Source organism: Ensifer sp. MJa1, assembly GCF_037026475.1.
Lineage (GTDB): Bacteria > Pseudomonadota > Alphaproteobacteria > Rhizobiales > Rhizobiaceae > Ensifer.
Window position 1 is genome coordinate 82,740 of the sequence record NZ_JAKUMO010000022.1, and the last position, 24,588, is coordinate 107,327.

The 24,588-nt window shown below is 62.1% G+C and carries 23 protein-coding genes; 18 read left to right on the top strand and 5 right to left on the bottom strand.

Going from position 1 to position 24,588, the window contains the following annotated elements:
* Nucleotide 1: 1 nt before the first annotated feature.
* Entirely contained in the window at nt 2-172 is a 171-nt protein-coding gene (locus tag MKZ91_RS24960) for a hypothetical protein (RefSeq protein WP_336173715.1), read from the bottom strand.
* A 188-nt stretch (nt 173-360) separates the two neighbouring features.
* Between MKZ91_RS24960 and MKZ91_RS24965 the strand changes: the two genes are divergently transcribed.
* A complete protein-coding gene (locus MKZ91_RS24965; RefSeq protein ID WP_336173716.1) occupies nt 361-1,047 on the top strand; it encodes a GntR family transcriptional regulator in 687 nt (228 codons plus the stop codon).
* A 72-nt stretch (nt 1,048-1,119) separates the two neighbouring features.
* On the top strand, nt 1,120-1,947 hold the full coding sequence (locus MKZ91_RS24970; RefSeq protein ID WP_336173717.1) for a bifunctional allantoicase/(S)-ureidoglycine aminohydrolase: 828 nt from the start codon (nt 1,120-1,122) through the stop codon (nt 1,945-1,947).
* Between the two features lie 124 nt (nt 1,948-2,071).
* Here the strand turns inward: MKZ91_RS24970 and MKZ91_RS24975 are convergent, their stop codons facing one another.
* Nucleotides 2,072-3,880 carry an ABC transporter ATP-binding protein/permease gene (locus MKZ91_RS24975; RefSeq protein WP_336173718.1) on the bottom strand — a complete coding sequence of 603 codons (1,809 nt, stop codon included), beginning with the start codon at nt 3,878-3,880 and terminating at the stop codon, nt 2,072-2,074.
* Between the two features lie 250 nt (nt 3,881-4,130).
* On the opposite strand from MKZ91_RS24975, the gene MKZ91_RS24980 reads away from it, so the two are divergent.
* Both MKZ91_RS24980 and MKZ91_RS24985 read left to right on the top strand, forming a co-directional pair.
* Nucleotides 4,131-4,976: a class I SAM-dependent methyltransferase gene (locus tag MKZ91_RS24980; protein ID WP_336173719.1), complete on the top strand. Its 846-nt coding sequence runs from the start codon at nt 4,131-4,133 to the stop codon at nt 4,974-4,976.
* 40 nt (nt 4,977-5,016) lie between these two features.
* Nucleotides 5,017-6,489: a pyridoxal phosphate-dependent decarboxylase family protein gene (locus MKZ91_RS24985; protein WP_336173720.1), complete on the top strand. Its 1,473-nt coding sequence runs from the start codon at nt 5,017-5,019 to the stop codon at nt 6,487-6,489.
* Between the two features lie 44 nt (nt 6,490-6,533).
* On the opposite strand, the gene MKZ91_RS24990 is transcribed toward MKZ91_RS24985, so the two are convergent.
* Nucleotides 6,534-7,832 carry a S41 family peptidase gene (locus MKZ91_RS24990; RefSeq protein ID WP_336173721.1) on the bottom strand — a complete coding sequence of 433 codons (1,299 nt, stop codon included), beginning with the start codon at nt 7,830-7,832 and terminating at the stop codon, nt 6,534-6,536.
* Between the two features lie 103 nt (nt 7,833-7,935).
* The gene (locus MKZ91_RS24995) at nt 7,936-8,886 is read right to left on the bottom strand and encodes a LysR family transcriptional regulator (protein ID WP_336173722.1); all 951 of its coding nucleotides are present in this window, start codon (nt 8,884-8,886) and stop codon (nt 7,936-7,938) included.
* Between the two features lie 92 nt (nt 8,887-8,978).
* Between MKZ91_RS24995 and MKZ91_RS25000 the strand changes: the two genes are divergently transcribed.
* The 9 genes from MKZ91_RS25000 (at nt 8,979) to MKZ91_RS25040 (ending at nt 18,405) form a co-directional block, all read left to right on the top strand.
* Entirely contained in the window at nt 8,979-9,851 is an 873-nt protein-coding gene (locus MKZ91_RS25000; RefSeq protein ID WP_336173723.1) for a dioxygenase family protein, read from the top strand.
* Nucleotides 9,848-10,909: a maleylacetate reductase gene (locus MKZ91_RS25005; RefSeq protein WP_336173724.1), complete on the top strand. Its 1,062-nt coding sequence runs from the start codon at nt 9,848-9,850 to the stop codon at nt 10,907-10,909. Before MKZ91_RS25000 ends, MKZ91_RS25005 begins: the two co-directional genes overlap by 4 nt.
* 39 nt (nt 10,910-10,948) lie before the next feature.
* Nucleotides 10,949-12,229, top strand: a complete 1,281-nt coding sequence (locus MKZ91_RS25010; protein ID WP_336173725.1) for an ABC transporter substrate-binding protein — start codon at nt 10,949-10,951, stop codon at nt 12,227-12,229.
* 151 nt (nt 12,230-12,380) lie between these two features.
* A complete protein-coding gene (locus MKZ91_RS25015) occupies nt 12,381-13,100 on the top strand; it encodes an ABC transporter ATP-binding protein (RefSeq protein WP_336173726.1) in 720 nt (239 codons plus the stop codon).
* Nucleotides 13,097-13,819 (top strand): ABC transporter ATP-binding protein, encoded by a 723-nt coding sequence (locus MKZ91_RS25020; protein WP_336173727.1) that lies wholly within the window; start codon nt 13,097-13,099, stop codon nt 13,817-13,819. The genes MKZ91_RS25015 and MKZ91_RS25020 overlap by 4 nt, the downstream gene beginning before the upstream one ends.
* A complete protein-coding gene (locus tag MKZ91_RS25025) occupies nt 13,806-14,669 on the top strand; it encodes a branched-chain amino acid ABC transporter permease (RefSeq protein WP_336173728.1) in 864 nt (287 codons plus the stop codon). The genes MKZ91_RS25020 and MKZ91_RS25025 overlap by 14 nt, the downstream gene beginning before the upstream one ends.
* 10 nt (nt 14,670-14,679) lie before the next feature.
* Nucleotides 14,680-15,765, top strand: a complete 1,086-nt coding sequence (locus MKZ91_RS25030) for a branched-chain amino acid ABC transporter permease (RefSeq protein ID WP_336173729.1) — start codon at nt 14,680-14,682, stop codon at nt 15,763-15,765.
* A complete protein-coding gene (locus MKZ91_RS25035) occupies nt 15,758-17,512 on the top strand; it encodes an FAD-dependent oxidoreductase (RefSeq protein ID WP_336173730.1) in 1,755 nt (584 codons plus the stop codon). The genes MKZ91_RS25030 and MKZ91_RS25035 overlap by 8 nt, the downstream gene beginning before the upstream one ends.
* Nucleotides 17,513-17,520: 8 nt before the next feature.
* The gene (locus MKZ91_RS25040) at nt 17,521-18,405 is read left to right on the top strand and encodes an intradiol ring-cleavage dioxygenase (protein ID WP_336173731.1); all 885 of its coding nucleotides are present in this window, start codon (nt 17,521-17,523) and stop codon (nt 18,403-18,405) included.
* 37 nt (nt 18,406-18,442) lie between these two features.
* Here MKZ91_RS25040 and MKZ91_RS25045 read toward each other — a convergent pair whose 3' ends face one another.
* The gene (locus MKZ91_RS25045; RefSeq protein ID WP_336173732.1) at nt 18,443-19,474 is read right to left on the bottom strand and encodes a LacI family DNA-binding transcriptional regulator; all 1,032 of its coding nucleotides are present in this window, start codon (nt 19,472-19,474) and stop codon (nt 18,443-18,445) included.
* A 310-nt stretch (nt 19,475-19,784) separates the two neighbouring features.
* Between MKZ91_RS25045 and MKZ91_RS25050 the strand changes: the two genes are divergently transcribed.
* The 5 genes from MKZ91_RS25050 (at nt 19,785) to MKZ91_RS25070 (ending at nt 24,544) form a co-directional block, all read left to right on the top strand.
* Entirely contained in the window at nt 19,785-21,062 is a 1,278-nt protein-coding gene (locus MKZ91_RS25050) for an amino acid ABC transporter substrate-binding protein (RefSeq protein ID WP_336173733.1), read from the top strand.
* Between the two features lie 75 nt (nt 21,063-21,137).
* Complete coding sequence (locus tag MKZ91_RS25055) at nt 21,138-21,884, top strand: ABC transporter ATP-binding protein (protein ID WP_336173734.1); 747 nt, start codon at nt 21,138-21,140, stop codon at nt 21,882-21,884.
* Nucleotides 21,884-22,612 carry an ABC transporter ATP-binding protein gene (locus tag MKZ91_RS25060; RefSeq protein WP_336173735.1) on the top strand — a complete coding sequence of 243 codons (729 nt, stop codon included), beginning with the start codon at nt 21,884-21,886 and terminating at the stop codon, nt 22,610-22,612. The genes MKZ91_RS25055 and MKZ91_RS25060 overlap by 1 nt, the downstream gene beginning before the upstream one ends.
* Before the next feature lie 10 nt (nt 22,613-22,622).
* Nucleotides 22,623-23,501 carry a branched-chain amino acid ABC transporter permease gene (locus MKZ91_RS25065; RefSeq protein WP_336173736.1) on the top strand — a complete coding sequence of 293 codons (879 nt, stop codon included), beginning with the start codon at nt 22,623-22,625 and terminating at the stop codon, nt 23,499-23,501.
* On the top strand, nt 23,501-24,544 hold the full coding sequence (locus tag MKZ91_RS25070; protein ID WP_336173737.1) for a branched-chain amino acid ABC transporter permease: 1,044 nt from the start codon (nt 23,501-23,503) through the stop codon (nt 24,542-24,544). The genes MKZ91_RS25065 and MKZ91_RS25070 overlap by 1 nt, the downstream gene beginning before the upstream one ends.
* Nucleotides 24,545-24,588: the final 44 nt, after the last annotated feature.

Genomic DNA, 24,588 nt, shown 5'->3' on the forward strand with positions numbered 1-24,588 from the left:
ATCAGTTCGCCTTCCGGTGATGAGACAAGACGTCGAAGTTGCCCACCGGCACGGCCTCGGCCGGTCGGCTGGCCGAGACCTGCGAAGCGGGCGTAATTGGCTGTGGAGCGATGAATGCGCTCGGGCGACGGTTCGGCTCAAGGGCCGGAAGGTCAGTGAAATCGAAGTTCATCGGAGCCTCAGGTGGCGCCGCGGCCGGTTCATGCCGGTTGCGCGGTCGTATTTAAGCAGTTGCCATTGCACATCAAGTTAAAGTACACAATATTGTCTACAATTTTGTAGTCAATATCTAACTGTGGCTGATGGAATTGACTTTGAACGCCGCACGGCGAGAGTAAGCGAACGGCTAAGGGAGATTTCATGTATAACGCGGACGAGGCCGCCGGCGCGCCGACGGCGATCATTTGCGAGAAGATCTGGCTTGCGATTGCCGAACGGCGTCTGCGACCGGGAACGCGGCTGAAGGAAGAGCAACTTGCCGAAATCTTCTCGGTCAGCAGGGCTCGTATCCGCCAGGCATTGACCGCGCTGGAGCGCGACGGACTCGTCACCATCATGCCGAACCGGGGCGCCTTCGTTTCCGAGCCCTCGGTCGACGAGGCGCGCGATGTCTTCGTGGCGCGCCGCGCGATCGAGCAGCGCGTCGTCGAGCGTCTGTGTGAACGCGCAAACCCCAAGGATATCGTGCGGCTGCGCGGCCATATCGAGGAAGAACGCATTGCCGGGCGATCGGGCAATCTCTCTGATATCGTTCGCCTTTCCGGTGGTTTTCATCTGCTGCTTGCGGAGCTTTCGGGCTCGGCCTTCCTTTTTGGCATCCTGCGCGACCTGGTCTCTCGCACGTCGCTCATTACGGCAATGTACCGCTCCAACCATCTGCACAATTGCGGACCGGACGAGCACCTGGCCGTGGTCGAATTCATTGCCGCACGCGACGCAGCAAGCGCGATCCGCGAGATGGCCGAACATCTGCATCATGTCGAGGCGGAACTGGATCTGGATGAGGAGAAGGATCTGCCGCGTGACCTGCGCACAGCGCTGCTTTGAGGATCAAGGCGCCAACCCAATTGCACCGCATTTCAAGAGGAGGCGGTGCCTCTACCCGGACTGAAGGAAGACATGACCAACCGTAGCTATTATGCCCCGCACGGCGGCAACCCGCCGCAAACGCAACTCCTTTCGGATCGCGCCGTCTTCACCGAAGCCTATGCGGTGATTCCGAAGGGGACGATGATGGATATCGTCACCAGCTATCTGCCGTTCTGGGACAACACACGACTGTGGATATTGTCCCGGCCGCTCTCCGGTTTTGCTGAAACATTTTCACAATATATCATGGAAATCGCCCCCGGCGGCGGCAGCGACCGGCCCGAACTGGACGAGGGCGCCGAGGGCGCGATCTTCGTCGTCGAGGGCGAATTGACCGTCACGCTCGACGGCAAGGCGCACAAGATGCAGCCTGGCGGCTTCGCCTTCATCCCGCCCGCAAGCAACTGGACCGTTCGCAACGGAAGCGAAGCGCCCGTTCGGTTCCATTGGGTGCGCAAGGCCTATGAATACGTCGACGGCCTGCCGGCGCCGGAGGCTTTCTTCACCAACGAGGCCGAGATCACGCCATCACCAATGCCCGGCACCGAAGGCAAGTGGGCGACGACCCGTTTCGTCGATCCGTCGGATCTGCGTCACGACATGCACATGACCATCGTCACCTTCGAGCCCGGTGCGATCATCCCGTTCGCCGAAACTCATGTGATGGAACACGGCCTTTATGTGCTTGAAGGCAAGGCGGTCTACCGCCTCAATCAGGATTGGGTCGAGGTCGAGGCCGGCGACTACATGTGGCTGCGTGCCTTCTGCCCTCAGGCTTGCTATGCCGGCGGTCCGGGCAAGTTCCGCTATCTGCTCTATAAGGACGTCAACCGTCACATGAAGCTGCGCGCACGCTAAAAAGCGCTGACGCCAGGCAGACTATCAACCGCGCATTCGACCGAATGCGCGGTTTCATGTTGCCCTCTTTTCGACAGGCCACGCCGTCCGCACGCTTGTCCGTGTGCAATCAAAACGGTCGCTTTCAATCCACCAATTGCGGGTCAGCCGGCTGCAGGCTCTTTGGCTGCAGGCGCCTGAGTGTGTTGCCGGCCGGGTTCTTGTCGAGGTGCAGCACGCGGGTGAAGAAGTCATTGCCGCGTTCGGTGCGCCCGATATTGACAATGGCCGTACCCTGGAGCTCTTCATCAAGGAATGTCAGGACGCGCTGGTAGGCATCGTCTTCAAGCGTGTCCAGCGCCTCGTCGATGATCAGCCAGCGTGGCTTGTGCAGACTGAGCCTGGCGATGGCAAGCAGACGCTGCTCGGCTTCGCTGAGGTTCATCTGCTTTCGCGAGTCCTGGTCAAGACGTCCGGACAGGCGACCCAGCCCGATCTTGGAGAGAACCGCTGCGAGCTCGCCCTTACGATAGCTGTCGGGCGCGCTCGGATAGGCAAGCACCTCGCCGAGGGTGCCGGGCGGGAAATAGGGTGATTTCGGTATGAAGGTGAGGCCGTCATCGACCGGCAGCGCTATGCGTCCGTAGCCCCATGGCCATAGCCCGGCAATCGCGCGGAAGAACGGCGCCTTTTCGACTTCCGGGGCGCCGGTCACAAGCACGCGCTCGCCGGGATCGATGGCGATGTGCGGCTCCCTGAGCTTGATGCAGCCGGTTGGCGAGACGATCTCGATATTGTCGAAGATCAATTGTTGGGTGTCGGCGGTCTTGAAGTCGATGCGACGGTCGCCCTCGTGACGCTCATCGGTCATCAGCAGCGCGGAACGGAAGGCCGCTACGCGCAACAGCGTCGCGCGCCAGTCGGCAATCGCGCCGATGTTGTCGACGAACCAGCGAAGCGACGCATGAACCTGATTGAAGGCGCCGACCGCCATCATCAGCCCGCCGAAGCTCAGGTCGCCGGCAAAATAAACAGGCGCTGCAATGACGATCGGTGCGACGACGGTGATCCAGCCATAGCCGCCGGTCACCCAGGTCAGCCGGGTCACGGCGCGCAAAAGGCCGTAGCTGATCTCGAGCACCGAGGCGAGGTCGCGCTGCAGGCGCTTCTTCTCACTCGCCTCTCCGGACGAAAGCGACACGGCCTCGATGTGCTCGTTGACGCGCATCAGCGAAAAGCGCAGTGCCGCCTCCCGGGCGTAGTGCTCGCCGTTCAAGGCCACAAGCGGACGGCCGACCAGCCAACTGAGCCACGAGGCCGTGCCGGCGTAGAGAATGGCGGCCCAGACCATGTAGCCGGGAATGGCAAAGGCGTAACCCGCGACGTGGAAGACAAAGCCATCCGACAGCGACCACAGCACCCCGATGAAGCTCACCAGGAGAATGCCGGACTGGAATAGGCCGATCGACAGTCCGGCGGACAGATCGGTAAGGTGGCGCGCATCCTCATGGATGCGCTGGTCCGGGTTGATGCCGATGGCACCCGCATTCGCCAGCCGGAACGCGCGTGTCGGTCGCATCCATTCATTGATCAGGTCTTCTGTCAGGCCTTCGCGCAGGCGCAGCTTGATCACCTGTCCGAGCCAGGTCTGCAAAACGTTGAGGATGAGGAGGACGCCAGCGATTTGGGCAAAGACGACGAGTTGATGAAGAAAGGCCGGAAGGTCTCGTCGCTCGAGCGTGTCGTAGAAAGGCTTGTACCATCGGTTGAGGATAATCTGGCCGAAGGCTGTCACAACGATGACAACGATGATGCTTATACTGAGCCAGATGATCTTGTTGCGCAGCGGCGAGGCCATGAAGGCTCGATGCATCATCCGCAATTGATCACCGAGGGGTTGTTCGTCGCTGGTTTCTGTACGGCCGCTGAGCCTGCCGTTCGTCCGGTTCGACATCGGTGCGAATCTCTCCTTCCCGGTCTCCTCAGTAAGAATATAGCCTGCCTTGCCCTCTCTCCCTAGCGCGGATTGTCTTCAGTCACATGTAACCGGGGGCACAACACCCAGAGCGCGCGTTGTCAGGACCGCTGATAGCCAGGCGGAACGCCGCCACGCTGCGACGTGAATTTGATTTTGTAACCTTTGGCATCGGGCTCATAGTTTCGGCAGACGAGGCCGAAAGGGGCGTACCAAGGGAGGATCGTGAATGTCCGCTCATCTCGATCAAATCCGCGACCAGCAACGCGAGACCTGGGATCGGTTCTCGGCCGGCTGGAAAAGATGGGACAGGCTCGTTCTTGCCTGGTTGGCGCCCTTCGGCGCAGCGATGATCCGCCAGGCGGCGATCAGGGATGGCGCCCAGGTACTTGATGTTGCCGCTGGAACGGGAGAACCGGGATTGACCGTTGCGGCATCAATTCCAAATGGCCGGGTCACGGTCACGGACCTTTCGGAGCGCATGCTCGAAGTCGCAACGGAAAACGCCAAACACCGCGGCCTTTCGAACTTTGAGACACGCGCCTGCGACGCCGGCGCACTGCCATTTTCCGACCGAACCTTCGATGCGGTCCTTTGCCGGTTCGGTTTCATGTTCTTCCCCGACGTCGCTGCTGCGGCGAGAGAAATGGTACGCGTGGCAAGACCGGGGGCGCATGTCTGCGCGGCCGTCTGGGGGGCGCCTGACAAGAACAGCTGGGCAACGACGATCATGGCGACGATTGCCCGGCACGTCGAAATGCCAAAGCCACCGGCCGGCGCGCCTGGCCTCTTTCGCTGCGCACCTGCAGGGATGATGGCCGCCGTGTTCGCCGACGCGGGCCTGCGCGATGTCCGCGAAGAGGAAGTCACGACCACGATGGCTCATGATACGCCCGAGGATTACTGGACCTTCATGACCGAGATCGCCGCACCCGTAGTTGCCGGACTGGCACAGGTCGACGCGACCACGCACGAGCGCATCCGAAACGAGGTCCTGGACCTGGCGCGCCAGTCGATCCGCGCCGGTAAGGTCGAATTGCGTTCGACGGCGACGCTTGTCGTCGGCACGCGTTAGCCGCCCAGGACCTGAACGGTTCAGCCGGAGGGGAGCCTTCATGCACACGTTGCCGGAAAAACCTGACGCGGTAGAAGAAACGCTCGACCCGCAGGATTGGGATGAGCTGCGGGCATTATCGCACCGCATTGTGGACGAGGCCATCGATTACGTCAGCGGCGTGCGCGAGCGGCCGGTGTGGCGCAACATGCCCGCGGCGGTACGAGAGACCCTCGTAGCGCCGCTACCGAAAACCGGAAAGCCATTGGCAGAGATCTACGCATCGGTGGTCGAAAACGTGCTCGGCTACCCCATGGGCAACATTCATCCCCGGTTCTGGGCCTGGTACATGGGGGCCGGAAATTTCACCGGAGCCTTGGGTGAGTTTCTTGCCGCGGTACAGGGCTCGAACGTCGGTGGCGGCAATCATGCCGCGGCCCTCATGGATCAGCAGGTCGTCAACTGGTGCAAGGAGATGCTGGGTTTTCCCGCCTCGGCGAGCGGCTCGCTCGTCAGCGGCGGCTCGGTCGCAAATATCCTTGGTCTCACTGTCGCGCGCAATGCGAAAGCCGGTGTCGACCTGCGAGAGCGAGGCGTCGCGGCACTGAAGCAACCGCTCTGCTTTTACGGCTCCGACCAGATCCACAGTTGCCACCGCAAGGGCGTGGAAGTGCTGGGCCTTGGCAATGAAGCACTGCGGCGCATATCGACGGATTCTGAATTACGCATCGACGTTGCCGCCTTGCGTCGCGCCATCGAAGACGATCGGGCCTCCGGACGGCTCCCTGTCTGCATCATTGCCAATGCGGGCACAGTGAACACAGGGGCAATCGACGACCTCCAGGCGCTTGCCGACCTTGCGGCAGAACAGCACCTTTGGCTCCACGTCGACGGCTGCATCGGTGCGCTGCTCAAGCTCGCACCCGAAAACCGCTGGCGAGTCGCCGGCATCGAGAAGGCGGATTCGATCGCGCTCGATCCGCACAAATGGCTGCACGCGCCGTTCGAAGCCGGCTGCGTCCTCGTGCGCGATGCCGCAACCCACCGAGGTACTTTCGCCGTAACGCCAGAGTATCTCGAATCGAGCACCCGCGGTCTTGCCTCGGCGCCCTGGCTCTTTGACTATGGGTTGCAGACCTCGCGTGGCTTTCGGGCACTGAAGATCTGGATGGCGCTGATGGAACATGGCGTCGAGAAATTCGGTCGCCTCATCGATCAGAACATAGCCCAGGGGCACTATCTCAGCGACTTGATCGAGGCAGAGCCTTTGCTCGAGCTGGTCGCACCGACCAACATCAACATCGTCTGTTTCCGTTTCCGTCCGAAGGGCGTCGAGACTGACGAACTCAAGGCAATCAACATAGAGATCATGCTGCAGCTCCAGGACGAGGGCACTGCAATGATCTCAGACACCACAGTACACGGAGAGCATTGCCTGCGCGTTGCGGTCAACAATCATCGCACCCGGCGCGAGGACCTGAAACTATTCGTCGAGGAGGTCGTCCGGCTGGGGTGCGCGATCGCGCGCGCGTGAGATCGCTGGCGAAGATGACAGTCGGTGCGGCTCCCTCTATCGTTTCAGCGTGTCAAAGCAGGTGCCTTCAAAGGCGAGACAGGGCCACTCGACGCGCTTACCAGGAGCCGCAGCATCTCGCGTTCTGCCGCCTCGCGCTGTGGATCTCGTCCCGCGGCGTAGGCAAGCGGAGACTCCACCGCGATGTCCGGCTCGATACCAATGCCTTCCAGTCGCAGATCGTCGTTGATGATCGCGTCGGAGACCGCCAGTTCGAGCAGGCTATCGTCCGGCAGAACATAGGCGCGGCCTGCAAGCAGCGCGCCGGCCGTGCGACGACCCACTAGCGGGATCGCGTTCTGCCTGAGCGTATAGGCAAAGAGTTCAAGGCCGCTTCGGGTGCCTTCGTCAATCACGGCAACCACCGGCCGACGCCACCGGAAATTCGCGAGCGTCGTTTCGCCCCGGCGTGGCACCAGTCGGAACGACGGGGTATCGCCGACGAAGAGTTCTGCGGCATCCGCCGCGCCCCCGCCCCAGCGCCCACGCAGATCGACGATGAGGCCTTCCGCATTTCTGAGGGCGCCGCTCGATAGGGCCCGGGCGACAATGTCGAGCCCGTCGCGGGTGGAAAGCGTCCACATCCGTACGTAGCCGAACGCGTGGCCCTCGCGCTCAACCAGCGCGATGCTCTGCTCGATGGCGCGTTCGAACATTGGCAGTGGCCGCAGGCTTTCCACTTGCACCTTGACGGCAAGCGGTTCGGCATTGCGCGCCCGGCGCAAACGGATCTCGATGCTTCGTCCCACTTTTCCGTCGAATGAGCCGATCTCGTGATAGGGCATGCCATCGACCGACAGGATCTCGTCGCCGACGAGCAGCCCAGCGCGCCTGGCAGACGAACCGTCATAGGCGTCGGTGACGAAGCGATGCCCGTCTTCGACGGCCGTCACCATGCCGATACCGGGGTAGCGGACTTCGCCGTCGGGCGGAAACAGGCGTCGTATGTCGCTCCTGATGGCAAAACGAAAGATGTCGGCAAGCTCGAAATAGTCGATCATGTCGCGTTTGAAACGGCCAGTGTGCGACACCTCAAGACTGGCGAGGATCGCGGTGATCGCCGCGTCCACTTGACCGGCCGGACTTGTTGCGGAAATCGGCGATTGCCCATCGGCGATTTGCGATTGCGCCGCCTGTTTGAAGCGTTCGATTGCCTTGGCGTCATAGAAGTTGGCGTCCACCAGCTCGATGACGCGGTCGAATACGGGCTGTCCCGAGCGCAGCGGTTCCGCCGCCCCCGCCGCAGCCGCCAAGGACAGCATGAACGATAAGCTCAGCAGCGCGCCGCGCATTCCTCGCCGCATCTTGGGCTCTCCGGTTTGGATGGAGAGATTATCGACGGAATGCCGCGGCTTGCGAGGCAGACAGCCCGCAAAATCGCGTGATCGCAAGGTGATCGCCGGTGCCTTAGACGCCCCACACGACCGACTGCTCGTGCCGGTGGATGAGATGCTGCAGCCGATCGAAGCTGTGGCTGACATGTTGCGCGAACTTCTCGATGGCCGGAGTAGGTGCCGCAGCCGTGCGGCGCAGGAGGCCGAGAGCCCGCTCCGGATGCGGAACGGGAACCGGCAGCGCCGTGATCGATTTTTCGTTGCGCAACGCGAAGACCACGCTGTGGGGGAGCACGGTCAGCGCATCGACGCCCTTTAGATAGTTGACGAGGCTCATCAGCGAACCGCCGGTGTAACGGATCTTGATCTCGGTCGCTCCGAAGGAGAGCAGCAGGCTATGGAGGTCCGCAAGCAACGGGCTTCCCGGCGGTGGCGCTACCCACGGGTATTCGAGCAGTTGCGACGGTTGCGGCCGCCGCTTCATGAGGAGCGGGTGGGTGACCCGACAGGCGACGACGTTTCGTCCCGGCAATACCTTTTGAAAAGCCAGGCCCGATCCTTCCTCGAGAATGTCGAGCGGGCAGATAGCCAGATCGATCTGGTCACCCTTGAGCGCGGCGCGCAGGTCGGACATGTAGCCGTAGCTCTGGTCGACGCGAACGTCCGGGTTGTGGCTCTGGAACTCGGCGATCATCGGTGCAATCAGCGCGTCCATGAAGAACGGCGTTCCGCCCACACGCACAAGACCGCTTTGACCGAGGCGGAAGCTCTCGATCGTGTCTGAAGCCTTGCGCGAGGCCGAGAGCATGACTTGGCCATGATCGGCGAGCGCACGTCCAAGTGGCGTTGGCTGCAGTGGGCGCCGGCCCTTGACGAACAATGGTTCGCCAAGGCGCTTTTCGAGCATGGCGATCGTGCGCGAGACAGCCGGCTGGGTGAGGCCAAGCAGCGCGGCACCCTCGGTGACGCCACCGGCCTTCACGACCGCGGCAAGCTGAACGAGATGGCGTTCGTCTATCTTCATAGCAATTGATTATATTAACTGAGAGTAAAATCATCAATCGCCGCGAACACCCATGCTAGCGTTCATCTCAGACAAGTGCCTGGAGGAGAGCAATGCAGGGCTCGATGGTACCAAATCTGAGCGAGACAGCCTTTGCCGAGGCCTTCGTCCGACGCTTGCCCAAGGCGGACGACGGAACCTTGCCGCATGTCCTGCGCACGATCGTGCCCCATCTCCACGGGCTCATCCGCGAGCTGCGGCCGACGTCGGCGGACTGGCGCAAGATGATCGAGTTCCTGACCGAGGTCGGACACACCTCGGATGAGCGGCGGCAGGAATGGGGGTTGCTGTTCGATTTGCTCGGCGCCTCGGCCCTGGTGGACGAAATCAATTCGCGTCGACCGAAACAGGCCACGCCCAACACCGTACGCGGCCCGTTCTTCCGAGCCGATACGCCCAAATGCACTGGTGGCAGTGACATCTCGCTTGACGGGGTCGGCGAGCGACTGGCGGTGTTCGGGCAACTGCTCGATCTCGACGGCGACCCGGTCGAAGGTGCGGAGGTTATGACCTGGCAGGCCAATTCGGCCGGATTTTACGAAAACCAGCAGCCGGACCTTCAGCCGGAGTTCAACCTGCGCGGGGTCTTTAAGACCGATCGCGGTGGGCGCTTTCATTATCTCACGGTACGGCCGGCGGGGTATCGGGTTCCCGACGACGGGCCGGTTGGCAAGCTTCTTGGTCAGGCAGGCTGTCCGTTGCGACGTCCGGCGCATCTGCATTTCATCGTGACCGCGCCGGGGTTCCAGACGATCACGACCCATATCTACGACGGCAGCGATCCGCATATCGACGAGGATGCGATCTTCGGCGTCAAACCGGAGCTCGTTCATGCGTTCGAACGCACAGACATCGACGGCAAGCCGGGATGGCGGCTGGACTTTAAGTTCCTGATGGCGCGCGCAAGGGAAGGAGCCGTGTCATGAGCAATACATTTACCTACCAGGGCAGCGCGGCCCACATCGTCTTCGGCGCCGGCCGGAGCCTCGAGGTTGGAGACTGGGTGCAGAAGCTCGGATGCAGCCGGACGCTGGTGCTTTCGACACCGCATCAGCGCGCCGACGCTGAAGCACTTGCCGCCCGCCTCGGACCTCAGGCAGTCGGCGTCTTTGCCGGGGCCGTGATGCACACGCCAGTCGAGGTCACTGAGGAAGCGATGGCAGTCGTGCGACAAAGCGGCGCCAATTGCGTCGTATCGCTTGGTGGTGGATCAACGACCGGTCTTGGCAAGGCGATTGCCTATCGCACCGATCTACCGCAGGTCGTCATACCCACGACCTATGCCGGTTCCGAAGTCACCCCGATCCTCGGACAGACGGAGAAGGGACTCAAGACGACAGTTCGTCATGCTTCGATCCTGCCGGAAGTCGTGATCTACGACCCGGAGCTGACGCTCGGACTACCGGTCGGAATGAGCGTGACAAGTGCGCTCAATGCGATGGCCCATGCGGTCGAGGCGCTCTATGCGCAGGATCGCAATCCGATCTCCTCGCTGATGGCGACGGAAGGTTTGCGCGCATTTAAAGCAAGCCTGCCGCATATCGTTGAGACGCCACGCGATCTTCAGGCGCGAGCCGATGCGCTTTACGGCGCCTGGCTCTCAGGAACCGTTCTCGGCACGGTCGGCATGGCGCTGCACCACAAGATCTGCCACACGCTTGGCGGGACGTTCGATACGCCGCACGCAGATACGCATGCGATCGTGCTGCCGCATACCGCCGCCTTCAACGCCGTCGCTGCGCGCGCAGCGCTTGCGCCGGCCGCCGAGATCTTCGGGGGTTCGGTCGGCGGCGGGTTGTGGGATTTTGCGAAGTCCCTCGCTGCGCCGCTCGCCCTGAGAGATCTCGGCCTCTCCGAAACCGATCTGGACCGAGCGGCCGCGATTGCAACCGAAAACCCCTACTGGAACCCGCGGCCGATCGACCGGCCAGCCATTCGCGCACTGCTGCAGGATGCCTGGGAGGGCAACCGGCCAACGGACTGATCACGCCCTTCGGGAGGAGGGGCATTGGGAGGAGGAACCATGCTGACGAGACGCGACCTATTGAAGACGACTGCAGCCGGCAGCGCAGCCGTTCTTGCATCGGGACTTTCGATGCCGGCAATCGCCCAAAACAGGGCGATCAAACTCGGCTATGTGAGCCCGCAAACCGGGCCGCTCGCCGCCTTCGGCGAGGCCGACAAATTCGTGATCGACGCCTTTCTGGCAGCGACCAAAGCCAAGGGCCAGTCCTTCGAGGTTGTGGTCAAGGACAGTCAGTCGAACCCGAACCGCGCAGCGGAAGTCGCCAAGCAGCTGATTGTCGACGACGAGGTTAACCTCGTCCTCGTTGCCTCGACGCCGGAGACGACCAACCCGGTCGCAACGACCTGCGAGGCCGAGCAGATGCCGTGCATTTCGACGGTCGCGCCGTGGCAGCCCTGGTTCATCGGCCAGCAAGGCAATCCCGGCGATCCCGCCTCATGGAAGCCGTTCGACTATGCCTATCACTTCTTCTGGGGTCTCGAAGATGTGATCGCAGTCTTCACCAACATGTGGGCCCAGGTGGAAACGAACCACAAGGTCGGCGGCCTCTTTCCCAACGATGGCGACGGCAATGCCTGGGGCGATGGAACCGTGGGTTTTCCGCCGGTGCTCGAAAAGCTCGGATATGGTCTCACCGATCCCGGCCGCTACCAGAACATGACGGACGATTTTTCGGCCCAGATCAATGCGTTCAAGTCGGCTGGATGCGAGATCGTTACGGGCGTGGTGATCCCGCCCGACTTCACCACCTTCTGGAACCAGGCGAAACAGCAGGGCTTCGTGCCGAAGGTCGCCTCGATCGGCAAGGCACTGCTCTTCCCGCAGGCGGTCGAGGCGCTGGGCAAGGCCGGGCACAATCTCTCGTCCGAGGTCTGGTGGTCACCGAGCCATCCGTTTGCCTCGTCGCTGACGGGAGAGACTTCCGCCCAGGTCGCCGAAGCCTTCACCAAGGCGACAGGCCGTCCCTGGACCCAGCCGATCGGCTTTGCCCACGCCCTGTTCGAACTGGCGATCGATGCCGTGTCGCGGACCGAGGACCCGACCGATGGTGATGCGCTGGCCCAGGCGATTGCCGCAACCAAGCTCGACACGCTTGTTGGTCCGGTTGCCTGGGACGGCAAGGGCCTTCCACCTTTTGCCGCCCGCAACGTCGCCAAGACGCCGCTCGTCGGTGGCCAGTGGCGATTAAAGGACAGCGGCGGTTACGATCTCGTCATCACCGACAACCAGACGGCACCGAACATCCCCGCGGGCGGGAAGATGGAAGCGATCGCCTAGAGCACGGGTGGACTGGGCCTGATCGGTCCAAATCCATAAACGCGATCGATTTGAATGCGTTAGAGCGGGGTGTTGCGAAAGACCGCAACCATTTTGACCATTCCGCTCTTCCAAATGGATAACGCAGTAGCGTGACCGGGGAGGGTCAGGCATGTCTCTGTTGGAACTAGAGCAGGTCTCGAAACGGTTCGGCGCCCTGACCGTTGCCGAGGGGATCAGCTTTTCCGTCGGCGAGGGCGAGGCTTTGGGCATCATCGGTCCGAACGGCGCTGGCAAATCGACGTTGTTCAACCTGATCACCGGCAACATTGCCGCCGACAGCGGCAGGATCCGCTTTGGCGGCATTGACGTCACCCGCAGCCCGCCGATGGCGCGGTGCCTGTCGGGCATGGGGCGGACCTTCCAGATCCCGCAACCCTTCGAAAAACTGACCGTCTTTGAAAACCTGCTGGTCGCCGGCAGTTTCGGCGCCCGGCGGCGGGAGGCTGAGGCCTGCGATCGCTGCGCCCAGATCCTCGTCGATACGGGTCTGTTCGACAAGGCAAACACCCTGGCAGGAGGGCTCACACTCTTGCAACGCAAGCGCCTCGAACTGGCGCGCGCGCTTGCGACCGAGCCGCGGCTGCTGCTGCTTGACGAGATCGCCGGGGGTCTCACCGAACCCGAGTGTCTTCAGTTGGTTGGGACCATTCGCGCCATCCAACAGAAAGGCGTGGCCGTCATCTGGATCGAACACGTGCTGCACGCGCTGACCTCGGTTGTCGAGCGGCTGCTGGTGCTTAATTTCGGCAAGGTGATCGGCATGGGCAAGCCGGACGAGCTCATGGCCTCTCGCGCCGTCCAGGAGATCTATCTGGGGATCGAGCTATGACCGCGCTCCTCGAGACCAGGGGGCTGACGGCCTTCTACGGCGACTTCCAGGCACTGTTCGGTGTTGATGTCAAAGTTGATAAGGGCGAAACCATCGCCATTATCGGCGCCAACGGCGCCGGCAAGACCAGCCTGATGCGCGCGATCTCCGGTGTGCTTGCGAGTAGGCCAGAGATGGTCGTCTATCGCGACGAACCGATCGGTGCCCTGCCGGCACCCGACGTCGTGGCGCGCGGCATCGCCATGGTGCCGGAGGGGCGCCGGCTGTTTCCGTCGCTTTCGGTCGAGGAGAACCTGCTGATCGGCGCCTACGGACTAAAGAGCGTTGGCCCGTGGACGCTCGAGAGCATCTACGAGCTCTTTCCGGTCCTGCGCGAACGCCGCTTCAATCCGGCCACCGCTCTTTCGGGTGGCCAGCAGCAGATGGTGGCGATCGGCCGGGCGCTGATGTCGAACCCAGACCTGCTGCTTTGTGACGAGATCAGCCTTGGCCTCGCGCCGGTGGTCGTTCGCGACATCTATGCGGCTTTCCCGCGTATCCGGGAAACCGGCGCCTCGATCGTCGTCGTCGAGCAGGACATCGCCCAGGCGCTGAAGATCGCAAACCGGGTCTATTGCATGATGGAAGGCCGGGTGACGCTATCGGGACACCCGGAGGCACTGACGCGCGAGCAGATCCATCAAGCCTATTTCGGAGCGTCGCACCATGAGCTTCATTGACACACTCGTGCAGGGCGTGCTTCTCGGCGGGCTCTATGCACTGTTTGCCGCTGGCCTCAGCCTGGTCTTCGGCATCATGCGGCTGGTCAATCTGGCCCATGGCGACCTGATCGTGCTCGCTGCGTTCCTGATCCTGCTTTTGACGTCCGCATTCGGGCTGCATCCATTTCTTGCCGTGCTTGTCGCTGCGCCGCTGATGTTTGCCGCCGGTTGGGCGCTGCAATATCTCGTGCTCAACCGCACGCTCGGAAAGGACGTGCTGCCGCCGCTGCTTGTCACCTTCGGAATCTCGATCGTCCTGCAGAATGGACTGTTGGAAACGTTCACCGCCGACAGTCGCCGCGTCTCGATTGGAGCGCTGGAGAGCGCATCGATCGGTCTCGGGGCGCTGAACATCGGGCTGATGCCGCTTTTGACGTTCCTGTCTGCGGTTGCCGTCATCTTTGGCCTGAACCAGTTGATCTACCGCACGGCACTTGGCCGCGCCTTCCGCGCCACTTCCGACGACGTCGTGACCGCGGGCCTCATGGGAATCCGCCCCCAACGCGTCTTCGCCATGGCAACGGGTCTCGCCATGGTCGTCGTGACCATTGCCGCCCTTTATCTCGGCACGCGTGCCAATTTCGATCCGACGTCCGGTCCGTCGCGGCTCATCTATGCATTCGAGGCGGTGATCATCGGTGGGCTCGGCTCGCTCTGGGGCACGCTTGCCGGCGGCGTCATCCTCGGGGTTGCCCAGACGCTTGGGGCAGCCGTCAACCCGGAATGGCAGATCCTCGCCGGCCATCTCGCCTTTCTGGTCGTTCTCGTCATCAAGCCGCGCGGGCTGTTCCCCCGCGCCGTCGATTGAGGTCAAGCCGATGTCCATCGCCATTCCGTCCTACAAGGTCGAAACCCGCAGCGGAACGTCGTCGCTTGTCATTCTGGCGCTCGCTGCCGGCATAGTCCTCGCGCTCGGCGCGCCGTTCCTCGTCTCACGCGGCATCGTGCAGGATCTCTTCTTCATCCTGACCATGCTCGTGCTTGCCCAGAACTGGAACCTGCTTGCGGGCTATGCCGGGCTGATTTCGGTCGGTCAGCAGGTTTTTGTCGGTTTCGGTGCCTATGCGATGTTCGGCGCGGTCATCCTGTTGGGTGTCGATCCGCTGGCCGCGATCCTGGTCGCCGGCGTGCTCGCGGCTCTTCTTGCCATACCCACCGCCTTCTTCACCTTCAGGCTTCAAGGCCCCTATTTCGCCATTGGCACCTGGGTGGTGGCCGAGGTGGTGCGGTTGCTGCTCGCCCAATGGAAGGCGCTTGGCGGGGGCACCGGCACGTCGCTGCCGCGCGAGGTCACACGGGACATGGCGGGCGTCGAAATCGTACGCGACCTCTTCGGCCTGAAGGCGGCTGCGGCGAGTGATGCACTCACTTACTGGATCGCCCTCGCGCTTTCGATCGCCACGATCGGCTTCATCTACCGCCTGCTGCGCAGCAAGCGCGGGCTCGGCCTGGCGGCCGTACGCGACAACGAGCAAGCGGCGCGTGCCGTCGGCGTCGACGCCCGCCGCATGAAGGCGCTTGTCTATGTTGCAACGGCATTCGTTACCGGCATGGCCGGCGCGTTGATCTACGTGCAGAAGGCGCGCATTTCACCGGATGCGGCCTTTTCGGTCACCGATTGGACCGCCTACGTCATCTTCATCGTCGTCATCGGCGGCATCGGCACGATCGAAGGGCCGATCGTCGGCGTCGTGCTGTTTTTCCTGCTGCAGAAACTCTTTGCCGACTATGGCTCCTGGTACCTCCTGGTCCTCGGGCTCATCGGCATCCTCGTCATGCTGTTTTCGCCACGCGGTCTCTGGGGCCTGTCCTCGGATCGCACCGGCATCCAGCTCTTTCCGGTCCGTCGCAAGTTGATCGGCGGCCCGCTCGCCCAGTCGCCCAAGGGAGGACCACATGGCTGATATCACAACCGACGTACTCATCATCGGCACGGGACCGGCAGGGTCTGCCACCGCCGCTTTGCTTTCGAGCTACGGCGTCGAAAACATGGTGATCAACCGCTACCGCTGGCTGGCGAACACCCCGCGCGCGCATATCACCAACCAGCGCACGATGGAGGTCCTGCGCGATCTCGGCCAGGACGTCGAGGCCGAGGCCTATATGTATGCAGCCGAGCAGGATCTGATGGGCGAGAACGTCTTTTGCACCTCGCTTGCCGGCGAGGAGATCGGGCGGATGAAGAGCTGGGGCAAGCATCCGGTCTCGCGTGCCGAGCACCAGCTTTCATCGCCAAGCCTGATGAACGATCTGCCGCAGACCTTCATGGAGCCGCTGTTGTTCAAGACGGCCTGCGCGCGCGGCACCCAGGCGCGCATGTCGACGGAATACCTTAGCCACGTTCAGGACGCAGAGGGCGTCACCACGACCTGCCTCGACCGGCTGACCGGCAAGGAGTTCACCGTCCGCTCGAAATATCTGATCGGTGCCGATGGCGGCAATTCGAAGGTCGCCGAGCATGCCGGCCTCACCTTCGAGGGCCGAATGGGCGTTGCCGGCTCGATGAATATCCTGTTCGAGGCGGACCTGTCGCGCTATGTCGCCCATCGCCCCTCGGTGCTCTATTGGGTGCTGCAACCGGGGGCAGACGTCGGCGGCATCGGCATGGGCCTCGTGCGCATGGTGCGCCCCTGGAACGAATGGCTGATCGTCTGGGGCTATGACATCAACCAGCCGGCGCCATCAGTCGACGAAGCCCATGCGAAAAAGGTCGTGCGTGATCTCGTCGGCGTGCAGGATCTGGACGTCACGATCAAGCAGGTCTCGACCTGGACGGTCAACAACATGTACGCGACGACGATGTCGAACGGGCGCGTCTACTGCATGGGCGACGCCACGCACCGCCATCCGCCGTCGAATGGCCTTGGCTCGAACACCTCGATCCAGGATGCCTTCAATCTCGCCTGGAAACTGACCCTCGTGCTGAAGGGCCAGGCCGGCGAAAAACTGCTCGACACCTACACGGCCGAGCGCGCTCCTGTCGCCAAGCAGATCGTCACCCGCGCCAACAGGTCGATCGAGGAATTCGGTCCGATCTTCAAGGCGCTCGGACTGCTCGATTCGATCGATCCTGTGAAGATGCAGCAGAACATGGACGGGCGCTGCCGTGACACGCCGGCAGCGGAAGAACAGCGCTCCGCCATCCGCAAGGCGATTGCGGCCAAGGTCTACGAGTTCGACGCCCACGGCGTTGAAATGAACCAACGCTATCGCTCGCATGCCGTGGTTACGGACGACGCGCCGGAACCGCCCTTCACCAAGGACCCGGAGCTGCATTTCCAGCAGACGACCTGGCCTGGTGCTCGCCTGCCACATGCCTGGCTCTATTCCGACGACGGGCGAAAAGTTTCGACGCTCGACCTGACCGGTCACGGCCGCTTCACCGTCCTGACCGGCATCGGTGGGCAGGGTTGGATCGAGGCGGCAAAGGTTGTTGGCCGGGAGCTCGGCATAGATATCGCCGCCGTCGCGATCGGGGCGCGGCAGCGCTGGAACGATTTTACCGGTGACTGGGCCAATCTCAGCGAGGTGCGCGACAGCGGTATCGTACTCGTGCGTCCCGATCATCATGTCTGCTGGCGGAGCGAAACGCTCTCGGCGGACCCTGTCGCGGATCTCCGCCGCGTGATGACATCAGTGCTTGGAAGGTGAGGCGATCCATGGAAGCGCATGAGAAAGGTTTCTTCACCGAGGAAAACTCGATCGAGGTGGTTACGGGCCGCAACAGGAACGCCAGGGATGAACGGCTGAAGCAGATCATGGAAGTGGTCACGCGCAAGCTGCACGAGGCGGTGCGGGAGATCGAGCCGACGCAGGAGGAATGGATGGAAGCGATCCTGTTCCTCACGCGCACTGGCCAGATGTGCAACGAGTGGCGGCAGGAGTTCATCCTGCTCTCCGACACACTCGGCGTCTCGATGCTGGTCGATGCCATCAACAACCGCAAGCCTTCGGGCGCCTCGGAAAGTACGGTGCTTGGGCCGTTTCACGTCCAGGATGCGCCGGAACTGGAGATGGGCGCCAACATCTGCCTCGACCACAAGGGAGAGGACATGGTGGTTGGCGGCCGCATTCTCGATACCGAGGGCCGGCCGATCGTAAACGCGGTGATCGATGTCTGGCAGGCGAATGACGAGGGTTTCTATGACGTTCAGCAAAAGGGCATCCAGCCGGATTTCAACCTGCGCGGCGTCTTTCGCACCGGTGCGGACGGACACTACTGGTTCCGCGCGGTCAAGCCGAAATACTACCCGATCCCGCATGACGGCCCGGTCGGCAAGCTGCTTGCCGATCTCGGGCGGCATCCCTACCGGCCGGCGCATCTGCACTACATCATCAAGGCGGAAGGCTATGAGACGCTGATCACCCACATCTTCGATCCGGATGACCCCTATATCCACTCGGACGCGGTTTTCGGGGTGAAGCAGAGTCTGCTTGCAGACTTCCATCGGGTCGAAGATCCAGCGCGCTCAAAGGACTATGGTTTTGCCGGTCGTTTTTGGGAAGTGAACCACGACTTCGTCCTGGCGCGGCCGAAACAGTAATGCGTCTGCGGGGAGGGCGCTCCGATTTCAGAGGGTGTCAGGCGACAGCCGGCGCCGTGCTCTCCCTGACGACGAGTTCGACGGGCAGAACCGTTTCAACCGGCACTGCCTCGTCGTCTGAAGAATTGATCAGTTGCATCAGCAGTTTGGCCGCCGTCCTTCCAGCTTCGTACTGCTGGATACGAACCGTCGTCAATTTCGGACGGATGAGGTCGAGCAGCGGCATATCGTTGAAGCCGGTCACCGAGATCTGCCGGGGACAATCGATGCCGCGGGCCCTCAGCGCTTCGATCGCGCCGAGGGCCAGGCGGTCGTTGGCGCAGAGCACCGCCGTGAAGGGGTGCCCGCCATCGAGCAACTCGATCAGGCAGCGCGCCCCATCTTCTTCGTTGAACCGGGTCGCCATGCGGATCAACCCTTCGTCGACCGGGATTGCCTGGTCTTCGGCTGCCTTGCGGAATGCCGAGAGGCGCAGCTGCCCGGTCGAAAGTTCCTGTGGGCCGGCGATATGGGCGATCCGTGTGTGACCGAGTGCTCTCAGATGCCGCAGCATTTCACAGATGCCGGCGTCTTCATCGTTGACCACGCTGGGAATAGCGGATTGCTCAACCTTTCGATTGAGGGTCACGACCGGCAGCCCGTCCTGGGCGGCACGCGCGATCGACGGGTCGCTGCGAAGGACGGCGGCATGAATGATGCCGTCGACCCCACGGTCACGCAGCACGTCGAGCAAGCGCACCTCGCGGTCGCGCTCACTGTCGGTGTTCACGATGATCGACGCATAGCCGAGCGGTTCGAGCACGCTTTCGATGCCGCGCAGGATCGGCGGGAAGACGAGGTTGGTGATGTCGGGGATCATCACGCCGACGGTCATCGTCCTGTTGGTGCGCAGGCCGGCGGCGATACGATTCGGCCGGTACCCGAGTTTCTCGGCGGCAGCCTGGATGCGCTTTGCGACATCCTCGGTAATCGACCTCCTTTCGACCGGATCAAGCGCCCGCGAAACGGTCGAGACATGCACACCGGTTTCCTGTGCTATGTCTTTGAGCGTAACTCTTTTTTTCTTCATGCATCCTCCCCGTCGTCGAATCCCATTTTACTGCGTTATGTGGCTGACGCAATCGATTGCAGTGCGACCTTGACGGGGTATATTAGCCATGCTACAAGGATTACGCAATCGATTGCAGAAGTGACGGGGCCGACGCGAGGCGGCCCCGTTGGGTCGCTGTCCAAGCTGATGGTGGAGGAGATCATCAGCGGACTGCAACGCTTTATCGACGTGCTTTGCGTCGATTTATGCAATCGATTGCACAGAATGGAGTGCAAACCAGTGCGGCATGAGGGCCAACTGGATGGGCGATTTGATGGGAGGAACATCAATGACACTAGCAAGGATTCTGGCGGCGACGACGGCGATGGTGTTTACGGCCTCTGCCGCGCACGCGGAAAACATCCGCATCGGCGCTTCGTTGCCGATCACCGGCGGCCTGTCGGTCAGTGGCGAAAAACACAAGCGCGGCTACGAGCTCTGCACGAAACTGATCAATGAGGCGGGCGGCATCCTTGGCCGCCAGGTCGACCTGATCGTCAGCGACAATCGCTCGGACCCCGCCACCGCAATCAACCAGTACGAACGCTTCATCAATGTCGACAAGGTCGACGCCGTATATGGCACGTTTTCCAGTCGCCTGACCTTCCCGGTCGCCGCCATTCTGTCGAAATACAACATGGTGCACGCAGTTCCCTCCGGCGGAGCGCTGCGCATCTATGAACAGGGCTATCGCAACCTGTTCTATTTCCAGGTGAGCGCCGCCGAATACACCGGCAAGGATGTCACCGCGGTGATGCACGATCTGATCCCGGCTGGCGACGCGCCGAAGACCGCGGCAATCGTGTCTGCCGACGACTTCTTCGCCAATGCGATTGCCGCCGGTCTGCTCGGTGAAAAGGTCAAGGATCCGGCGACCGACAAGGAGATCGCCGATCTTGCTCCGGGCTATCTTGCCAATGCCGGCATCAAGGTCTTGATGCAGGAGAAATGGCCGGAAGAGGGTTTCAACGATTGGCTGAACCTTGCCAACTCGATCAAGCGCTCCGGCGCGGAAATGGTCGTCGGCCTGACGGCGTCTGCCGAAGAGGCCGTGCAGCTCACCCGCGCGCTGAAGACCGTCGGTGCGACGCCGAAGCTCGTCTATCTGAGCCAGGGTGCACAGACCGAGTTCATCGAAGGCGTCGGCAACGACGCAGCCAACGGCGTGATGATCCACACCACCTGGCACAAGGACGTGCCCTTCGAAAGCACGCTCGCCGGCAAGCCGTTCAACAACAGCGATTTCGTCAAGGCGTTCACCGCCGCCTATGGTGTCGAGCCTGACGAAGACAGCGCCATTCCGTTTGCCGTCTGCCAGGGCATAGAACAGGCGATCACCGGCGCCGGTTCGACCGACAATGCCAAGATGGGCGAATGGCTGCATGCGCGCACCAAGGACGCGCCGGTGCGCACGGTCCTTGGCCGCTTCACCTGGGATGAACGCGGTCTCGCGCAGGACAAATCCCACATCATGACGCAGTGGCAGGATGGCAAGCTCAAGTTCGTCTATCCGAAGGGCGAATTCGAGGGCGTTGTTCCCTTCAGCTACCCCAAGGCCGGTTTCTGAGCAGACATGCCACGGTACAGGCGGCCAACGCCGCCTGACACATTCTGCAGAAGTCAAGGAACGGAGGTCGAGCGCATGCTCGAAGTCAGCAACCTATGCAAGCACTATGGCGGCATCAAAGCCGTCGATGGCGCAAGCTTCACTGTCGAGAAGGGATCGATCACCGCATTGATCGGCCCGAACGGCGCGGGAAAAACCACGGCATTCAACTGCATCAGCCGCACCGTGACGCCGACATCCGGTGAGATCCGGCTGGATGGCGAACGCATCGATCAGCTCCGGCCGCACAAGGTGACCGCCCGCGGCTTGAGCCGAACGTTTCAGATCTCGCGCAATCTCGCCGACATGACCGTCATCGAAAACGTCATCGTGCAGTCGCGCGTCGAAGGCTGGTCCGGGTTGTTCCGGCCCGCCATGAGCGCCGAGGAGAAAGACAAGGCGATGTCGATCCTGGAGTTCCTGGGCATCACCCGCATCGCCTATGAGGACGGCCACAATCTCTCCTACGGCCAGAAGAAGCTGATGGACCTGGCGGCTTTGCTGATGTCGGATCCCAAGATCATCCTGCTCGACGAGCCGGCAGGCGGCGTCAATCCTTCGCTGCTCGAAGAGATCATCGGCCACATCCGCGCTCTCAACGAGAAGGGCCTGACCGTGCTCATCGTCGAGCATAACATGGACCTGATCATGCGGCTTTCGCACAAGGTCGTGGTGATGGCGCAGGGGCGCGTCATCTGTTCGGGTACTCCGGATGTCGTTCGCCGTGATCCGCAGGTGCTCGAAGCCTATCTCGGCGGCGTTCTGGAAGCGGAGGCGGCGTGATGAGCGAACTTCTGCAAGTCACCAACATCACCGCCGGCTACGGTGACGGACCGGCGATCCTCGATGGCGCGCATCTGACAGTCGCGCCCGGCAAGGTTCATTGCATCATCGGTCCGAACGGCGCCGGCAAATCGACGCTGATGAAAGCCATTTGCGGCATGCTGTCGATCCGCAAGGGCGACGTGGTCTTTAGGGGCAAGCGCCTGAACGGCATGCGCCCGGACCAGATCCTGCGCGAAGGCATCTGTTTCGTTCCTCAGGAGCGCGCGCTCTTCCCGAAGATGACCGTTCGCGAAAACCTGCGCATGGGCGGCTTCATCCTCAATGACCAGAAGGAGCTCGAGCGTCGGATCGACGGCATTCTCGAACGCTTTCCGATCCTGCGCGAGCGCGCTGACCAGCACGCCGGCACCATGTCCGGCGGCCAGCAGCAGACGCTTGCCATGGCACGCACGCTGATCATCAAGCCTGCAATCGTCATGCTCGACGAGCCGTCGCTCGGTCTCGCACCGAAGGTCATCCAGGAGATGTTCGACATCATGAAGATGATGTCGGCTGAAGGCGTCACGGTTCTGCTCGTCGAACAGAACGCATTGATGGGCCTGAAGAACTCCGATTGGGGCGTGGTGCTCGATCTCGGCCGCACGCTGTTTGAGGGACCAGCTGAAACCATCCTCGCCGATCCGCGCATCCAGGAACTCTATCTCGGCGGCAAGAAGGCCGCCTGAAGGAGCTATGATGGCAGAAGTACTACAAATCCTGATCCTGGGCCTGGCGCTCGGCGGCGTTATCGCGCTCATGGGCTCCGGCCTGTCGCTGGTGTTCGGCGTCATGCGCATCGTCAATCTCGCGCACCCCTCGCTGATCATTGCCGGTGCCTACATCACCTACTGGGCCTTCAAGCTTCTCGGTGTCGATCCGATCGTCATGCTGCCCGTCGCCTCCGTCATCATGGCGGCGATCGGTGTGCTGCTCTACCGGCTGATGCTGGAGAAGGAGACCAAGAGCGCCAAATACTCCGAGATGACCGTGCTCTTGACCTTTTCGCTCGCGATGATCGTCGAAGGCGCGCTCGGTGGCCTGTTCAGCAACACGCAACGTATCGTCTCGCCGGACTATGCGACGGATGCCTTTTTCATCGGCGATGTCTTCATTCCCAAGGGGCAGCTCTACGCTGGCATCGTCTCCCTGGTGATCATCGGCGGCCTGACCCTGTTTCTCAAGTACTCGCGCCTCGGCTATGCCATCCGCGCGACGACGCAGAACCGCGAGGCGGCCGAACTCCTCGGCGTCAACGTCAACTTCATCAGCGTGCTTGCTTTTGCGATCGGCATCGGTCTTGCGGGTGCAGCCGGCTCGCTCGTCAGCTTCGTGTTCAGCTTCTTTCCGGCCAAGCACGGGGAGTGGATCGCGATGCTGATGTCGGTCGTCGTGCTCGGTGGCATGGGCAGCATTCTCGGCACGGTCGTGGCTGCGTTGTTCCTGTCGGTCGTTGCCGCCTTCGTCGGTGCCTGGGTCGGCGCCACCTGGTCGACGCTCACCTTCTTCGTCGCCCTTTTCCTCATACTGCTCGTCCGGCCGCAAGGGCTGTTCGGCGAAAAACCGGAGATGGCATGATGACCGTCACGCTTCAGCAATCCACCACCAGCGCCGTATTGGACGCGCGTCGTGCCCACAACGAAAAGCTTGCCCGCAAGGCCGACCAGACCCGGGCCACCTGGTTCCCGCTCGCCTTGATGGCGGTCCTCGTTGCACTGCCGCTGCTGCAGTTTACGGGCAACTACAACTACGTGCTGCATATGGTGCTGTTTACCGCGAGCTACGTGGCGATGGCGTCGGGCTGGAACATTCTCGGCGGTTTTGCTGGCTACATCTCGCTCGGCCATGCAGTGTTCTTCGCGATCGGTGGTTATTTCTCCGGCATGATCCTTGCTCGTCTCGGCATCTCGACGATCATCACCGCGCCGCTCGCCGGCCTTGTTGCCGCCGCCGTCGGCTATGTGATCGGCATGATCACGCTGAAGGTCCGTGGGCCGAGCTTCATCATCTCGTCGATCGCGCTGTTGATGATCGCCCGCATCCTGTTCGACAACTGGGAATTCGTCGGCGGCGCCAATGGTGTCACGCTGCCGGTCACCAGCCTGCCGGTGCTCTGGGCCAAGGTTCCCTACTACTACGCGATGTTGGCGATCGCCGCCTTCAGCGTCTGGGCCAGCTACCGCATCAAGCATTCGAAGTTCGGCCTTGGCCTCAGGGCGATTTCCAAGGACGAGATCAAGGCGGAAAGTGCCGGCATCGATACGCGCTTCTACAAGGTCATGGCCTTCACGCTCTCGGCCTTCTTCGTCGGCATGGCTGGCGCTGTCTGGGGCGAGTACCTCACCTATCTGCGTCCCAACATTTTCCTGATCATGCCGATCGCCGTCAACCTGGTGCTGATGTCGATCCTCGGGGGCAAGGGCACGGTCGCGGGGCCCGTGATCGGTGCCGTGCTGATCGTGATCCTCAACGAACTCTTCGTCGCCACCATGGGCGCCTCGGAGCTCAACATCCTTGGCACCGGGCTGGTGATGGCGGTCGGGCTGATCTTCTTCCCGCTCGGCCTGGTGGGAACGCTTGCACGACGCGGCAGGCTGCCGCGCGTTCTGAACTGGGACTGATCTCCAGTCTCCAATGATCCAACCGAAGCATGACTGGCCTGCAT